Raw genomic sequence first — 14,277 nt, forward strand, 5'->3', positions numbered from 1 at the left:
GGATGTTTGTAGGGATAATCCCCCGTGATTGTCCCGCTGATGTGGAAATTTTGCGTAAGTCCTAAAACCATCAAATTTCTCGTTCCTTGTTAGATTCCGTGTTGGCAATCAAAAAAAGTCCGAATTGTTCAGGGGCGGACATGGTATAATTCCTGATATTGTAGGGTTCGTCAGCCTACGAGAATTTGAATATGAGCTAGATCATAGAAAGATTTGGGAAAATTTGGCACACTGAGAGTAAGGTTAAATAGGAGGTCAATTTAATGACCAATACTGCTCTCAATTTTAAGACTGCACCCGGACATGAAGTTCTGGCTGCGGCTGGCAAGAAAATGCTGAGGCCGGGGGGGAAACTTGCTACGGAACAGTTATTTGAATGGGCGGATTTTCAACCGGGCGAGACTGTTTTGGAGTTGGCTGCTAGTTTTGGATATAGTTCGATCGCCCTTGTTGAACGTTTTGGGGTAAAAGTAGTGGGAGTTGAGAAAAATCCCGAGAGCGTGGCCCGCGCTCGTGCTAATGTTGCAGCAGCCGGTTTGAGCGATCGAGTAGAAATTGTGGAAGGAGATATTTTTCACTTGGATCGGATTTCCCAACAGTTTGATTGGGTGTTGGCTGAAGCTATCCTGACCATGCAGTCGCCGTCAGGGAAAGCTAAAATTGTATCGGGAATTTGCGATCGTTTAAAACCAGGTGGCAAGTTTCTTTCTCACGAACTTTTAGTTAAAAACCGAGAAGCTGAAATTCACAAAGCTTTATCAGAAGTGATTCGCGTCAATTCAACGCCTTTGTCTGAGTCTGGCTGGATTGCTGTTTGCCAAAACGCGGGTTTGCAAGTAGAAAAGTGTCAAACCGGGGCGATGGGACTCCTCAACTTGCCGCGAATGGTTAAAGATGAAGGGTTTGTGGGTACTGTGCGGATTGTGTGGAATATTTTAAGTCGATCGCAAATTCGCGATCGGATCTTAGCAATGCGTCGAGTTTTCCAGCATTACCAACAGGATCTAGGCTACATCGTTATCTCTGCCAAAAAACAATCTTAACGGAGTCAAAATTTATGACTGCTACTCTTTTACCGCTACAATCTTCAGCTATCCAAATCCGAGAAGCAATTGAATATCCTGCCGCCGGAGTGTCGAGCAAAGTTTTAATCAAAGACAATAATTGTCAGTACAATTTACTTTGTCTGGCTGCTGGTAGCGAGGTTTCCGAACACTCTTCGCCCCGCAATGCCACAGTTAATGTCATCGAAGGAAAGGGGGTTTTGACTCTAGAAGGCAAAGATATTGTCTTGGAACCGGGGGTGTTTGTTTTTCTGCCCGCCCGCGCCCTCCACGCTTTGAAAGCTGAACAAAATTTGGCATTTATCTTGACACTTTCTGAGCCTCATTAATGCCATCATTATTCTGTAGGAGCGGGTTTTACCAACCATAATTGCCGAAAATCAATCAATAATCTGATAAACCCGCCCCGATTCACAGGTTGTGGGGGGCGGGTTTATATAGATAGTGAGTTGCAGTCAAATATTGTTTGTGAAAGCCGCCCCTACCATTGGGATTTTAACATTTAATCTATTTCTTCCCCAGAGGCGACATCCTCCAATTTTTTCCAATCCAATACAGTAATTTTACCGCCTCGACTGTAGGATACAAACGGCTTGAGCTTCTTAAACAGCCGCACGCATTCTTCGTAGGTAATGCCAATACTGCGAGCAATTTGATAGTAGGGAAAACGTTTTTCTAAACATACACTATTATCCGCAATCTTCGTACCTTGCTCGACGCCAAAGTAATGAATAAATCGGGCCAGCCGCACGATCGCCCTTTCCGACACCAACCCGTGCACAGTCTCGTGCAGTTGCTGCAACCGCTGATTAAAAACCGCCAATATTCGCAAAGCAATTTCGGGATTTTCCCGAATTGCTGCTAGCAAAACTTCCCGTTCTGTGGTAAGAACTTCCACATCAGTTTCTGCCGTCACCGTTGCGGGGGCAATGCCGTTGCCTAGCAAAGCAGGTGCGGCAAAAATATCTCCCTGAAATAAAGTGCGGAGAATTGTTTCTTTGCCCGCCGCCGCTGTTTTTGCCACTCGCAGAGAACCGCTCAAAAGAGTGTATAATTTTTCGGGGATGCGATCGCCCTCATACATCACAACTTCTCCCTGTCGGTAAGTCCGCATTGCTGTATGTTCTTGCAATCGCTCTAATTCAGTTCGGTTTAAGCTGGCAAATATTCCAATTTTAGCCAGTTGCTCAACAGTTGCTTTCATAGATTTAACTCTACCCGATTCGAGTCCATTGAGAGTATATTAACGGTGAATTCAGAATATATCGAGACAAGCAGAGCCATCTACGAAAATGCAGAACCAGAATATCGGCGCTATTATTTAGATGAGATAGCTGGCGGATTTGTGCTCGTCCACCAAGACCATAATCTTAATAATTCCGAAAGTTTTGTCGCTGAAGTTTTGGCTAAAATGGGAAAGAGAGTTAGACTTTTGAGCGAGCAAGCACCGTCTGGAACTAAAACTCCAGATGCTGAGATTGACGGTCAAATTTGCGAATTTAAGGAATTAACAAAAGAGTCGAGTAATTTAAAAAATAGAGTACAAGAAGGGTTTGGAAAAGCCAAAAATCAAAGTGCAAATACAGTCATTTTTCACGTAAATATAGAAATTTACGACATTCGAGAGATAGACGAAGGCATCAGGCAAGCCATATATTGGGATGTTAAGCATCTCATACAAACTATCATTTTGGTTTTCAACAACCAATCTGTTCTAAAAATTACTAGAGAGGAATGGGAAAATGGGCAGCGTTTTTCAAGAATTTGAAGAAATCGTAAATAGCGGTATAAAAAATAATATGCCGCGGGATGCAAGATTGATTATTGTTGGAGAGATCCTCTACGCAGTAACTCGAGACGAACTAACCAATAAAGAAGGTTGGCTGCTAGAAAATATGCTCGGAGGCAGAGAAGAATGGGAAAAGGGGCTAGAATATGCTATTTTTGGAGACCCAAAACACGGACACATAGCGCCACCCCTCACTATCTCCGATCGACCTCTGGTTATCGCAGGCAAAACTTTTCATTCTCGTTTGATGACGGGGACGGGAAAATATCGCAGCATTGCAGAAATGCAGCAAAGTGTCAACGCTAGCAAGTGCGAAATTGTGACTGTAGCTGTGCGGCGAGTGCAAACAAATGCTCCGGGCCATGAAGGATTGGCAGAGGCTCTTGATTGGACTAAAATTTGGATGCTGCCCAATACTGCCGGTTGTCAAACTGCGGATGAGGCGATTAGAGTAGCTCGTTTGGGCCGGGAAATGGCGAAACTTTTAGGGCAAGAAGACAATAATTTTGTCAAATTAGAAGTGATTCCCGATGCTAAATATTTGCTGCCAGATCCGATCGGCACTTTGGAAGCTGCAGAACAATTAGTCAAAGAAGGTTTTGCCGTTTTGCCCTACATCAATGCCGATCCCTTGCTGGCAAAACGCCTAGAAGAAGTCGGTTGTGTGACAGTCATGCCTTTAGGTTCGCCCATCGGTTCAGGGCAAGGGATCAACAATGCGGCCAACATTCAAATAATTATTGACACGGTAAATGTTCCTGTGGTAGTCGATGCGGGGATCGGAACGCCCAGCGAAGCGGCGCGAGCAATGGAAATGGGAGCCGATGCACTTTTGATTAATTCCGCGATCGCCAATGCCCAAAATTCCCCGGCAATGGCAAAAGCAATGGGAATGGCAGCAGAAGCGGGGCGGCTGGCGTACCTAGCAGGAAGAATGCCGATCAAAGATTACGCGATCGCCTCTTCCCCCCAAACAGGCACTGTCACATCCAAATAAATTCCTGAATTTTCCTGGGCGCTTTTTTGGTAGAGTTGTAAACATCAAAAATATTAAGGATTGTGACTGATGCCTTACATCAAAGATGACGATGGACGCCTGAACAACTTTGCTAAAGAGCCGAAGGTGTATGAAGCCGTACCTCCCAACAAAAATCAGCAACGCAACTACATCATCATGGGTATTGCAGCAGCCATGTTAGTCGCCGGTTTGGTGTACGTGGCTGCCTCCGTCTAAAAGCTGGGCTGAGACTCAAAGCTGCTTCAAATCGCAATTTTAAATAATCCTTCAGCAAACCATGTTTTCCAACCAATGGAAACATGGTTTTTGTGTTTCAATACAAAGCAGGTAGTTGCGACAGTCCTGAAGCGTGCCGAGCGAGCTGGAAAGCTAAATAAGACCAGCAGAAATTTGGTGTTTTCCTCTCGGCTGTCGGGTTCAGGGACTTGGGTTGCAAATACTCACATGGGTTCGTCACCCACATAAAATTGCCAATTGAAAATCTACAATCCTTTAGTCATCACCGGTGCGATTGACTGCCTTCGGGGCTGAGTTGCGAGTTATGAGCGATCGAGATTTCAACTCTCAACTCTACAATCTAAAATCTACAATCCAAAATCTAAAACCTAAAACCTAAAATCTAAAATCTAAAATCGGCTGATCCTGATGTCTATTCCTTCCCAAAAAGTTTCTAGCTCGAACAAGCTGATCTACCAACGCTTGAAACAGGCGATCGACCTCAATTTACGCCGTCAAATTTTTATTGCCGCCTGCGACGACTTGTGCCTGCGGGACTGTCTGGCAGCCCGCTTGCACGCAGAATTAGCTGCAGAGATCCCAGGCTCCGATCCTCGCTCCCCGATCTACTACCCCCGATTTGTCAGTTTGGAACTCGACTTGAGCGATCCAAATCCTTGGGGATCGATCGCCGCGTGGCTGACCCAACACCCACCGCCCCAAAACAGGGGCAGCTACAGCCCTTTGCCGGGATTTCAAATTCTTGGGGCAGAACACCTGACCAGGCAGTCAGCAGCCGTGCAGTGGTCGTTCCTGAGCTATTTGAGAGACATCGAAGCAAACCTGCAAATGTGCGAGTCTACTCTGTTGCTGTGGGTGTCCCGGCCCTGGCTAAGTTCGATCGAGCAATCGGCCCCAGAATTTTGGCACTGGCGAACCGGAGTATTTGAGTTTGAAGGTGAACCAACTCCAGCTAAGGAAGACTTTGGGCACTTTGAGGACTTGGGAAACTCAGGAGACTTGCGAAACCTGCGGGACAGCGGAGACTTTGGCCACAAACTTTTAATATCTTCTTTATCTGGACAATCCCCAATTCCCGACGAACAATTCCCAATTTCCTATCCCCCATCCCCAGCGTCGGATTCTAAATCCGTCCCATTGGCAGATGACGAACAATCCCCAATTTCCCATCCCCCGTCCCCAGCGCCAGATTCTAAATCCGTCCAACTGGCAGATTTGGTGCTAGCAGCGGCTTCTGAGGATTTGGAAGCCGAAAATAATGCCGCATCAGAGGAGAATTTTCTGCCGCTGCAAACCCTGCAATACATCGAACTGCTGCAAGAACATCAGTGTTGTTCCGAAGCATTGGCTTTGGCTTATCACGGTTTGGGGAATTACTACCGCGATCGCATCCTGGGCGGAGACGCTTCACAGCAGAACCTGACAATCGCCATTGGCGCGATCGAACAAGTGATTGCGTATCTCGAACTCGACGCCAACTCGCAGCAAAATCAACCACTAACTGAGGAATGCGCGCGGCTGATTGCCCAATTGACACAAAATTTAACTCAGTACGCCCAGGAGTCCAACAGCCTACCGCCAATTTCGGATCTGCTCAACGATGTCGGCACTCTCTATTGGATGCTGTCGCGCGATCGCACGCAGCATAACGCCTCAGATCCGGTATCCAGCCTTGAACGCAGCATCGCCCTCTACCTTGAAGGTTTGAACCGAACAGATGCCGAAACCGTACCCCAAACCCGCGTTAGATTAAACAAAAATTTGGGAATCGCCTCGGCAGATTTAGCTCGCTATCGAGACAAGACAGAGAACTTGCAGCACGCAGTTGCAGCTTACCAACAAGCGCTGCTGGATCTAGACCCCGCCGTGGAGCCCCAGCAGTACGCTGCTGCTCAGAATAATTTGGCGACAGCATACTGGAATTTAGCCCAAGATGGTGAGCCGATCGTATATCTCAAAAGCGCGATCGCAGCTTACACCCAAGCCCTCTCCTGCTACAGTCCCGAACGAGAACCCCTCAACTATGCCGGAGTGCAAAACAACCTCGGTACCGCCTGCTGGAACCTCGCCCAGCACGAACCCTCAGAACCCCTGCTAGTCAGGGCGATTTCCGCCTACCGCGAAGCATTGAAATACCGCACCAGAGAATTAGTACCCGCAGCAGCAGCCGCCACCTACAACAATCTCGGTACCGCTTATTGGCATTTGGCGAACCAGTTTCAGCAGAAACAGGCGCGGACGGAATCATTACAGCAGGCGATTACCGCCTACGAAGCCGCCCTGGATATCGCCGGAAAGCTCGATCAAACCCAACTCACCTTTGACGGCTTGGCCGCCCGCAACAATCTCGGACTAGCCCACTATCAACTAGCCACAGATCCAGATTTCGCCCTCAACAAAGCCGCACAGACAAGCCATCTAGAAGCCGCACTACACCACCAGTTGCAAGTGTGCGCCGAATGGGGACAACATCTCAATGACAAAGGGTTAACATATGGGGATAAACTCAACCTGCAAGCCCCGGCAAACTCCCAAGCTGCTGATTCCAGGCAAACAGCATTGAGCTATATTGTCAAAACGATTAGAGCTTTCTATAGTGAATGTGGGCTGCCAGGCCAAAATTTAGCCTTATCCAAAGTTCCTGGAGATTTATTGCCTGAAATCTTGCGTAGGTTATAAATATGGCTATAACTATTAAAAGCTCAATTTTTTCGAGATTTGTATCCAGTTTTCTATTATTATGGCTGAATATTCTTGCCTAATTCTTCAAGCAAACTTGTGGTCATGGCCCCTGTAAAAATTCTTGTGGTTGATGACGACCCGGCAATCCGAAATTTAATTCACCGTTTTTTGAGCCAGCAAGGTTATCAAGTAGAGTCTGGCGAGGACGGTCAGACTGGTCTGGAATTATTTGAGCAACTCAATCCTGACTTAGTAGTTCTAGATGTAAATTTACCTGATACAACTGGCTACAAACTGTGTCAAGAAATGCAAAGACGCACGGGCGTGTTTGTGTTGATGCTGACCAGCCGAACCGATGAAGCTGACAAAATGAAAGGGTTTGCCGAAGGTGCTGACGACTACATTACTAAACCTTTTAGTCTTGTAGAGATTGGAGCTCGCGTTGCAGCAATTTTGAAGCGCAAGCGCATTGTTACTCCCGCCGAACAAAAAAGTCTTAACTTTGGAGATCTACTAATAGATCCGGTTCGCCGCGAGGTAATTCTCGGCAGTCAGATAGTTGCTTTGACTGCTTTAGAATTCGACCTGTTGTACTGTTTGGCGAGCAAACCCGGTCGCGTGTGGAGGCGATCGGAATTGCTGCATGAAGTGTGGGACTACGAGTATGTAGGAGCCGATCGCGTGGTGGATGTCCATATCGGTCAAATTCGCCGCAAAATTGAACTAGATCCCAATCAAATGCCGATGATTCAAACCGTCCGGGGGGTGGGTTACAAGTTTGAGCCAACAACCTAGTAGCATTCGCCATTCGGCTATAGGGGCGGGTTCACCAATATCTCGGATTAACATACTCGATATTTTTAAACCCGCCCTCCCCACACAATAATTCAGATCGATCGAGTATCTGATTTTTTGTTCTGCAAATACTCGCCCACTTCTCGTGCACGCTCAAAACCCCTTCGCACGCAATCTCCCAACGCCACTCCGCCAACGTAGTTGCTGCACAAATACACCCCAGGCAAAGATTTTAAGCCCTCATCGATTTGTTGCAGGCGATCGAAATGCCCCAAATTGTACTGAGGAATCGCCCGCTTCCACACATTCACCGCCAAAACTTTCGGCTGCGCCGCCGAAGGCTTCAGCAAAATCCGAGACAAATCTCGGTGTACCTCCCGAACGATTTCTTCGGAGTCGAGATTGCCAATTTCCGAATCAGTAGCCCCGCCGATGTAACTGCTGAGAGTTTGCCAGCCCGCAGGCGCGCGATCGGCAAATAAACTTGATGTCCAAATCGTCCCCAGAGTGCGAATTCCCTGCCCTCTTGGAATTAAATTTCCAAAACCTACTAATTTACCCTTGACATCCGACTGCGGATATGCTAATACAACGCAGGCAACCGTAGGATAAGTAAAAGCTTGTAAAGCACTGCTAACTTCCGGTTGCAGAGGCTGCAACAAATCGGCTGTAACGTAAGCCGGCGTTGTCAAAACCACGGTGCGCGCCTCAACTGCCTGCTGTCCGTCGGGCGTGGAGAATTCAGCAATATAAGTTTCGCGTTCTGTACGCTGGAGGCGAGTCAGATGCCAGTTGAGTTTCACTCGATCGCCCAATTGAGCAGCGATCGCCTCTGGCAGAGCCTTCAACCCCTGTTTAAACGAACCCAACTCCCCCGGCCTAGTTTTAGGAACATTCGGGTCGGCGGGCAATTTCTTCGGTCTTTTCCTAGCAGAAAGCAGCGCCCCCGCCACCAGCCCGCCACCCACATCAGCCATCTTTGTTACCCGCCCAAAAGCCGCCGCCGCGCTAAGTTGTTGCGGATCTCCCGCATAAACCCCAGAAACAAAAGGTTCCACCAACCGCTGCATCACTTCCGTGCCCAGATGACGGCGGAAAAATTGAGAAACAGTTTCCTCGTCACCCTGCTGCGAAAGTCGAGCACCGATTGCCGGCGCCACAAACCCCAAAGCCCCGAACAACGCCCGCAGTTTCCCTGGAAAACTCAGCAACTGAGACTGAATCATCGCCGGTGGACTCATCGGCACCGGTTGCAGCTTATTTTGCCAATACACAAAACGAGGCAATTTGCGATCGGCAAAAATCAACTCCTGCTTCAATCCCACATCCACAGCCAACTTCATCAATTCCGGCGTCGGCGAAAAACTATTCGGGCCCTCCTCCCAGAGAAACCCTTCCCCTGTCACAGTGGTGATGTTCCCGCCCACACGTCCCTGACTCTCAGCGACTAAAATCTTCAGCGAGGATGGAGTTGTTGCTTCCTTGTGAAGTGCGTGCGCCAAACTCAAACCGCTAATACCCGCACCCACAATCAAGGTATCTAATAGTTCCATATTACATAGAAAAATATCGCAATCTTTATGTTACATGGCTTTGCACAGGTTGCGTTCTTTGCGGGGCGTACTGCCAAACCGCTTTCAGAGTAACAAATTAGGAATTAGGAATTAGGAATTGGGAATCGGTAAGCTTTCCGGCACTTATTAAGCATTTTTCTCGAATGTTGTGGATTAACCTCTCTCTCTCTGCCCACCTCCCCGTCTCCCCGTCTCTCGATTTCGCTTTTGTATCCGCTGTGTCTGGTTTAAAAAAAGAGCATCTGCTGTAATTAAGCTCTATTCCCCAAAATACTCTTCCTTTAAAATTTTTGTATTATAGGGAACAGCGCCAAAAATTGCACCGGAAAACGCAGCCGTAAAGTGTGCAAAAAAATTGGAGTGGGTTAAACTAACTTTAGGAAAATTTTAGAGCTTAACTTGCAAGTCCGCACACCCCTTTGAACAGATGGGGTTTCATGCCCTAATCAAAAGACATAGTTGACAAGCTATCGTCTTAACTGATTAGGTTATCAAAAATATGGGTGTAGCTCAAGCTGCTATGCGAGCGCGCGTGAAATATTTAAAACGGTAATTGTGCCGTTGAAAGTAGATCATAAAAGTCCCAAGTGTCGAAGTAGCCCCCTGTAGCAATAATCAATATTCAAGGCGGTGAAAACTGCCTGATGAGTGTTTCCTCGATCGGTCTACTCACATCTTGCACCATTCTCAAGAACAGGCCGGAAAGCCTGTTCCACAAAGAGTTAATTTCTTGTGGGTTGGGCATCCTGCCCGCCCATAAAAGCTTATTGAAAATAGTGCAACATATGAATCTAAACACACGAGGTTTCCATAATACTAAGCTTGTCTCATGAAAAAATACCCATGCAGGAAGTTATCAACTCGTTTCAGTCTTTTTTCTCTAACTCTGTTGATGCTTTCCTAGAGTGCGATCGACAGCAAAATTATTTATCGATCAATCCTATTGCTGCGGCTTGGATGGGATTGGAGCCTGCTGAAATACTCAACAAAACTAATCAGGAATTATTGAAATTATATCCTAATAATCCTGCCGTAAAAAATATAATCTCGCAGATTGATTCTTGCCTGCAACAAGTATTTATAACCGGGGAAAAACGGCTGGCAATTCATGAGGTGACGGCGGCAGACGGCGGGATTAAAATTTACGAAACTGCTTATACGCCAGCGGTGGATGCCTCTAGCAACCAGATGCGGGTTTTGGGCGTGGGTAGAGATATCACCAGGCACTACCGCTGGCAGCAGCAGAAAACTCAACAGTTACGCCGATCGAACCATTTACTGTGGTTGAATGCAGCTAACAGCCCCCTGGCAATGGTAGGCTGGGATGAAGATTTTCGGATCATTCAGTGGTCGAAACGCGCCGAAGAAATCTTTGGCTGGACATCCGATGATATGATGGGCAAGCAGTTCGGCGATTTGGCTTTGGTTTGCGAGGAAGATAGAGAGGCTGTAAGCGCGATCGAACTCGAACTAGCCACCGGCAACGGCAATACTTCAATCAACCGCAACTATACTAAAAGCGGACAGGTGATTTGGTGTCGCTGGTTCAACTCGATTATTCGCAGTGGCGATACTTTTACCGTGCTTTCTTTGGTGGAAGATATCACCGATCGCAAACGGTTGGAAGCAGAAAAAGCCCAAGCTTCTCGCCTCACAGCAATGGTAGCCGATGTTGGTATTGCCCTAACCAAACACCCTCAAGATATCCTGCTTCCCTGCTGCGAGGCAATGGTGCGGAATCTCGATGTCGCCTCTGCTGAAATTTGGACTTTTAACTCTCAACATAATGTTTGGGAATTGCAAGCAGCATCGGAAATATACAGTCGCACAGACGATCGGGCGAACTTTATTAAAAGTAAGGTTAACTCGATCGCCAAACAGCAAAAACCGGAATTTGACTGCGGATTTGAACTGAATAATTTTTTTGGACTACCAGAGGAAGAATCCACGAAAGCCACACCGCCACACAGTTCCGAAGTAGCAATTATCAATACCAGTCAAAAGCCGACAAATTGCCCAATACCTAAGCAAATTTTTACCTTCGCTGGCTACCCTTTGATAGTCGAAGAACGGCTGGTGGGAGTCATGGTAATTATCAGCCGCCAGCCCCTGACAGCACCCTTTCAGGAAACTTTAGCATCCGTTGCCGATGTCATCGCTTTAGGCATCGAACGCAAGCGTGCAGAAGCTGAATTAAAATCAGCTAGAGGCTTCCTCAATTCCGTAGTAGAAAATCTGCCGGTGGGAGTTTTCGCTAAAGATGCTTCTTCGCTAAAATTTGTGCTGTGGAATAAAGCCGGAGAAACGATCGCAGGTGTTACTTCTCAAGAGGCGATCGGCAAAAATGACTACGATATTTACCCCAAAGAACAAGCTGATGTTTTTACTGCTCAAGACAGGGAAATATTGACCGGCGATCATAACCAATCTACTGTTAAAGACATAGCCGAAGAGCCGATCCAAACTCGCCACAAAGGTATGAGAATACTGCACACCCGCAAAGTGCCAATTCTCGACGCCGCAGGCCGTCCTCAGTATGTTTTGGGGATTACTGAAGATATTACCGAACGCAGGCAGGTAGACGAAAGCGTGCGCCTCTACGACCAAATTGTCGAGAATATGCAAATTGGTTTGTACGTCTACCATGTAGAAAATATAGACGATGACAGCACCCTCAGGGCGATCGCCTCGAATCCCGCTGCTACCCTGTTTACCGGATTAGAAATGGCAGATGTTTTGGGAATGACAATCGACGAAATTTTTCCTCATTTGCGATCAAAAAACATTCCCCAAGCATTTGCTTCGGTAATTCTCCACCAAAAAGCCGTAGAACTTGAAGATATTGACTGCGATGAATCCGGCCGAATAAATCGCGCTTTTTCTATTAAAGCTTTTCCATTACCTAACAACTGCGTCGGCGTTGCTTTTGAAAATATTACAGCTCGCAAGTGCCTAGAATTAGAACTCAAGGTAGCTTTGCAACAAACCGAACGCTCCGAACAATTGCTTCGGAGTGTAATCGATGAAAATAGCAACTGGATTTTTGCAAAAGATAAAAATTTTCGCTTCATTTTGGCTAACAATAGTTTTCTTCAAGCTACTGGCAAAACTCTCACCGAGACGATTGGAAAAGATGATTTAGAATTAGGATTTCCCGAAGAATTAGTATTTGGAAATTCCGCACAAAATATCCGAGGGTTCCGCACAGACGACTCCGCGGTACTGGCAGGGCAAACTCTTCACAATCCCTACGATCCGGCAACTATTGCGGATGGTTCAGTACATATTTTTGATACCCAAAAAGTCCCTCTACGTGACGCTGAAGGCAACGTATTCGCAGTGCTGGCTTTCGCTCAGGATATTACTGAACGCCATCAAGCTCAGGAAGCTTTGCGCCGAAGTGAGGCAAGATTTCGGTCTTTGGTAGCTAATATTCCGGGAGTAGTTTATCGCTGGGAGTGCGATTTTTTGGCAACTTTTATTAGCGATGCTGTTTACTTGCTAGCGGGCTATCCTGCGGCTGATTTTCTCTCGCCTTCCGACAGGGGAGGGCGGACTTTTGCTAGCATTATTTACCCGGAAGATTTGGCAAGAGTTACACAAACTCTTCAGCAAGAAATAGAAAATAAACAGTGTTATAGCTTGGAATATCGCTTACAAGCAGCAGACGGCACGATTAAATGGGTGTGGGATAAAGGTTCTCCTGTATTCGCTGAAGATGGGAGCGTTTGCTGGCTGGACGGAGTGATTTTTGATATTAGCGATCGCTACTACGCCGAGGAAGCATTGCGCCAAAAAACTTTAGAGTTAGAAGCAGTTTTTCGCGCTTTGCCTGATTTGTATTTCCGGCTAGATGCTGACGGTATAATCGTGGATTATTTGTCAGGAAGTTCGTCGGCGGATTTATACCTACCTCCCGAACATTTTATGGGTCAACGAATGACAGACATATTGCCTCAAAATGTCGCCAGCCAATTTGCTCAAGCAATCTGTGAAATTTCCGAACAAAGAAATTCGAGGGACATAGAATATTCGCTTTCCATGCCGGAAGGAGAACACACTTATGAAGCCAGACTGTTGCCTTTTAATTCGGATCAAATTATCATTCTAGCTCGCAACATAACTCTGCGAAAACAAGCCGAATCTCAATTAAAAGATAAAAATCGCCAGTTAGAACAAACATTGAAACAATTAGGAAGAACTCAAACTCAACTCATTCAAGCGGAAAAAATGTCTGGTTTAGGACAGCTAGTGGCGGGAATTGCTCACGAAATTAATAATCCTGTCAGTTTTATTTACGGCAATATCACTTACGCTACCGAGTATGCCGAAAAATTGCTAAAACTGTGCAGCTTGTACCAAGAACATTACCCGGAACCTGTTTCTGTAATCTCGGAGTTTGCTGAGGAAATAGAAGTGGAATTTATGAAAGACGACTTCCCGCACCTGCTGAATTCAATTCAAATCGGAGCCGATCGGATTCGTGAAATTGTTCTGTCTTTGCGTAAGTTTTCCCGCCTGGAAGAATCAGATATTAAACGTGTTGATATTCACGAAGGAATTGATAGTGCTGTGTTAATTTTGCAACATAGACTTAAAGAAAGTGGCAGAAATCGTACTATTGAAATAGTTAAAGAATATGGCAAACTGCCACCAGTACAGTGCTACGTTGGACAGTTAAATCAAGTATTTATGAATATTTTAAATAATGCTATTGATGCTTTAGCAGATGTCAGGAATAGGAAGTTTGAAATGGCGAGTGCAACGGATGCAGAACGGCAAGATTTTCCTGGTTTACCCTTCATTTGCAACGCACCTGCGATTCGGATTCGGACGGAGGTTTTGGAGAACAATCGGGTGGTAATCGCAATTTCAGATAACGCTTATGGAATGGCAGAGTCTGTTAAAAATAGAATATTTGACCCATTTTTTACTACTAAACCAGTAGGCAAAGGTACGGGTTTGGGACTGTCTATCTCCTATCAGATTGTGGTGGAAAGACACGGGGGCACGCTGCGGTGCATTTCCGCGCCTGGAGAGGGAACTGAATTCGCGATCGAGATTCCAATTCGGCAGAAGTAATTGGTAATTGGTAATTGGTAGTTGCACAAGAAAAAT

General features: G+C 46.4%; 10 protein-coding genes. 8 read left to right on the top strand and 2 right to left on the bottom strand.

From position 1 onward, the window contains the following. Positions 1–263: 263 nt before the first annotated feature. Together QUA70_RS12635 and QUA70_RS12640 are read left to right on the top strand one after the other, a co-directional pair. On the top strand, positions 264–1,043 hold the full coding sequence (locus QUA70_RS12635; protein ID WP_333330365.1) for a class I SAM-dependent methyltransferase: 780 nt from the start codon (positions 264–266) through the stop codon (positions 1,041–1,043). Between the two features lie 14 nt (positions 1,044–1,057). Further along, the gene (locus QUA70_RS12640; protein WP_333330362.1) at positions 1,058–1,393 is read left to right on the top strand and encodes a cupin domain-containing protein; all 336 of its coding nucleotides are present in this window, start codon (positions 1,058–1,060) and stop codon (positions 1,391–1,393) included. Positions 1,394–1,566: 173 nt separating this feature from the next. On the opposite strand, the gene QUA70_RS12645 is transcribed toward QUA70_RS12640, so the two are convergent. Continuing rightward, positions 1,567–2,268 (bottom strand): Crp/Fnr family transcriptional regulator, encoded by a 702-nt coding sequence (locus QUA70_RS12645; RefSeq protein WP_333330358.1) that lies wholly within the window; start codon positions 2,266–2,268, stop codon positions 1,567–1,569. Positions 2,269–2,313: 45 nt separating this feature from the next. Here QUA70_RS12645 and QUA70_RS12650 point away from each other — a divergent pair, with 45 nt between their 5' ends. The 5 genes from QUA70_RS12650 to QUA70_RS12670 all read left to right on the top strand — a co-directional run bounded on the left by QUA70_RS12650 (position 2,314) and on the right by QUA70_RS12670 (position 7,585). Continuing rightward, positions 2,314–2,832, top strand: a complete 519-nt coding sequence (locus QUA70_RS12650; protein ID WP_333330355.1) for a CdiA C-terminal domain-containing protein — start codon at positions 2,314–2,316, stop codon at positions 2,830–2,832. Beyond that, positions 2,807–3,850 carry a thiazole synthase gene (locus QUA70_RS12655; protein ID WP_333347382.1) on the top strand — a complete coding sequence of 348 codons (1,044 nt, stop codon included), beginning with the start codon at positions 2,807–2,809 and terminating at the stop codon, positions 3,848–3,850. The genes QUA70_RS12650 and QUA70_RS12655 overlap by 26 nt, the downstream gene beginning before the upstream one ends. Positions 3,851–3,919: 69 nt before the next feature. Beyond that, positions 3,920–4,087 carry a photosystem II assembly protein Psb34 gene (gene psb34, locus QUA70_RS12660; protein ID WP_106333461.1) on the top strand — a complete coding sequence of 56 codons (168 nt, stop codon included), beginning with the start codon at positions 3,920–3,922 and terminating at the stop codon, positions 4,085–4,087. Positions 4,088–4,516: 429 nt separating this feature from the next. After that, positions 4,517–6,787 carry a hypothetical protein gene (locus QUA70_RS12665; RefSeq protein ID WP_333347384.1) on the top strand — a complete coding sequence of 757 codons (2,271 nt, stop codon included), beginning with the start codon at positions 4,517–4,519 and terminating at the stop codon, positions 6,785–6,787. 105 nt (positions 6,788–6,892) lie between these two features. Further along, positions 6,893–7,585 (top strand): response regulator transcription factor, encoded by a 693-nt coding sequence (locus QUA70_RS12670; RefSeq protein ID WP_333330346.1) that lies wholly within the window; start codon positions 6,893–6,895, stop codon positions 7,583–7,585. 92 nt (positions 7,586–7,677) lie between these two features. On the opposite strand, the gene hemG is transcribed toward QUA70_RS12670, so the two are convergent. Further along, positions 7,678–9,138, bottom strand: a complete 1,461-nt coding sequence (gene hemG, locus QUA70_RS12675) for a protoporphyrinogen oxidase (protein ID WP_333347386.1) — start codon at positions 9,136–9,138, stop codon at positions 7,678–7,680. Between the two features lie 864 nt (positions 9,139–10,002). Between hemG and QUA70_RS12680 the strand changes: the two genes are divergently transcribed. Beyond that, a complete protein-coding gene (locus QUA70_RS12680; protein ID WP_333347389.1) occupies positions 10,003–14,241 on the top strand; it encodes a PAS domain S-box protein in 4,239 nt (1,412 codons plus the stop codon). Positions 14,242–14,277 lie beyond the last annotated feature (36 nt).

Source organism: Microcoleus sp. LAD1_D5 (assembly GCF_036702115.1).
Classification (GTDB): Bacteria; Cyanobacteriota; Cyanobacteriia; order Cyanobacteriales; family Microcoleaceae; genus Microcoleus.

Excerpts from the sequence above, each read along its gene's own strand:
- QUA70_RS12640 (WP_333330362.1), top strand. The coding sequence starts at position 1,058 with ATGACTGCTACTCTTTTACCGCTACAATCTTCAGCTATCCAAATCCGA.
- hemG (WP_333347386.1), bottom strand. The coding sequence starts at position 9,138 with ATGGAACTATTAGATACCTTGATTGTGGGTGCGGGTATTAGCGGTTTG.
- psb34 (WP_106333461.1), top strand. The coding sequence starts at position 3,920 with ATGCCTTACATCAAAGATGACGATGGACGCCTGAACAACTTTGCTAAA.
- QUA70_RS12665 (WP_333347384.1), top strand. The coding sequence starts at position 4,517 with ATGTCTATTCCTTCCCAAAAAGTTTCTAGCTCGAACAAGCTGATCTAC.
- QUA70_RS12680 (WP_333347389.1), top strand. The coding sequence starts at position 10,003 with ATGCAGGAAGTTATCAACTCGTTTCAGTCTTTTTTCTCTAACTCTGTT.
- QUA70_RS12670 (WP_333330346.1), top strand. The coding sequence starts at position 6,893 with ATGGCCCCTGTAAAAATTCTTGTGGTTGATGACGACCCGGCAATCCGA.
- QUA70_RS12655 (WP_333347382.1), top strand. The coding sequence starts at position 2,807 with ATGGGCAGCGTTTTTCAAGAATTTGAAGAAATCGTAAATAGCGGTATA.
- QUA70_RS12635 (WP_333330365.1), top strand. The coding sequence starts at position 264 with ATGACCAATACTGCTCTCAATTTTAAGACTGCACCCGGACATGAAGTT.
- QUA70_RS12645 (WP_333330358.1), bottom strand. The coding sequence starts at position 2,268 with ATGAAAGCAACTGTTGAGCAACTGGCTAAAATTGGAATATTTGCCAGC.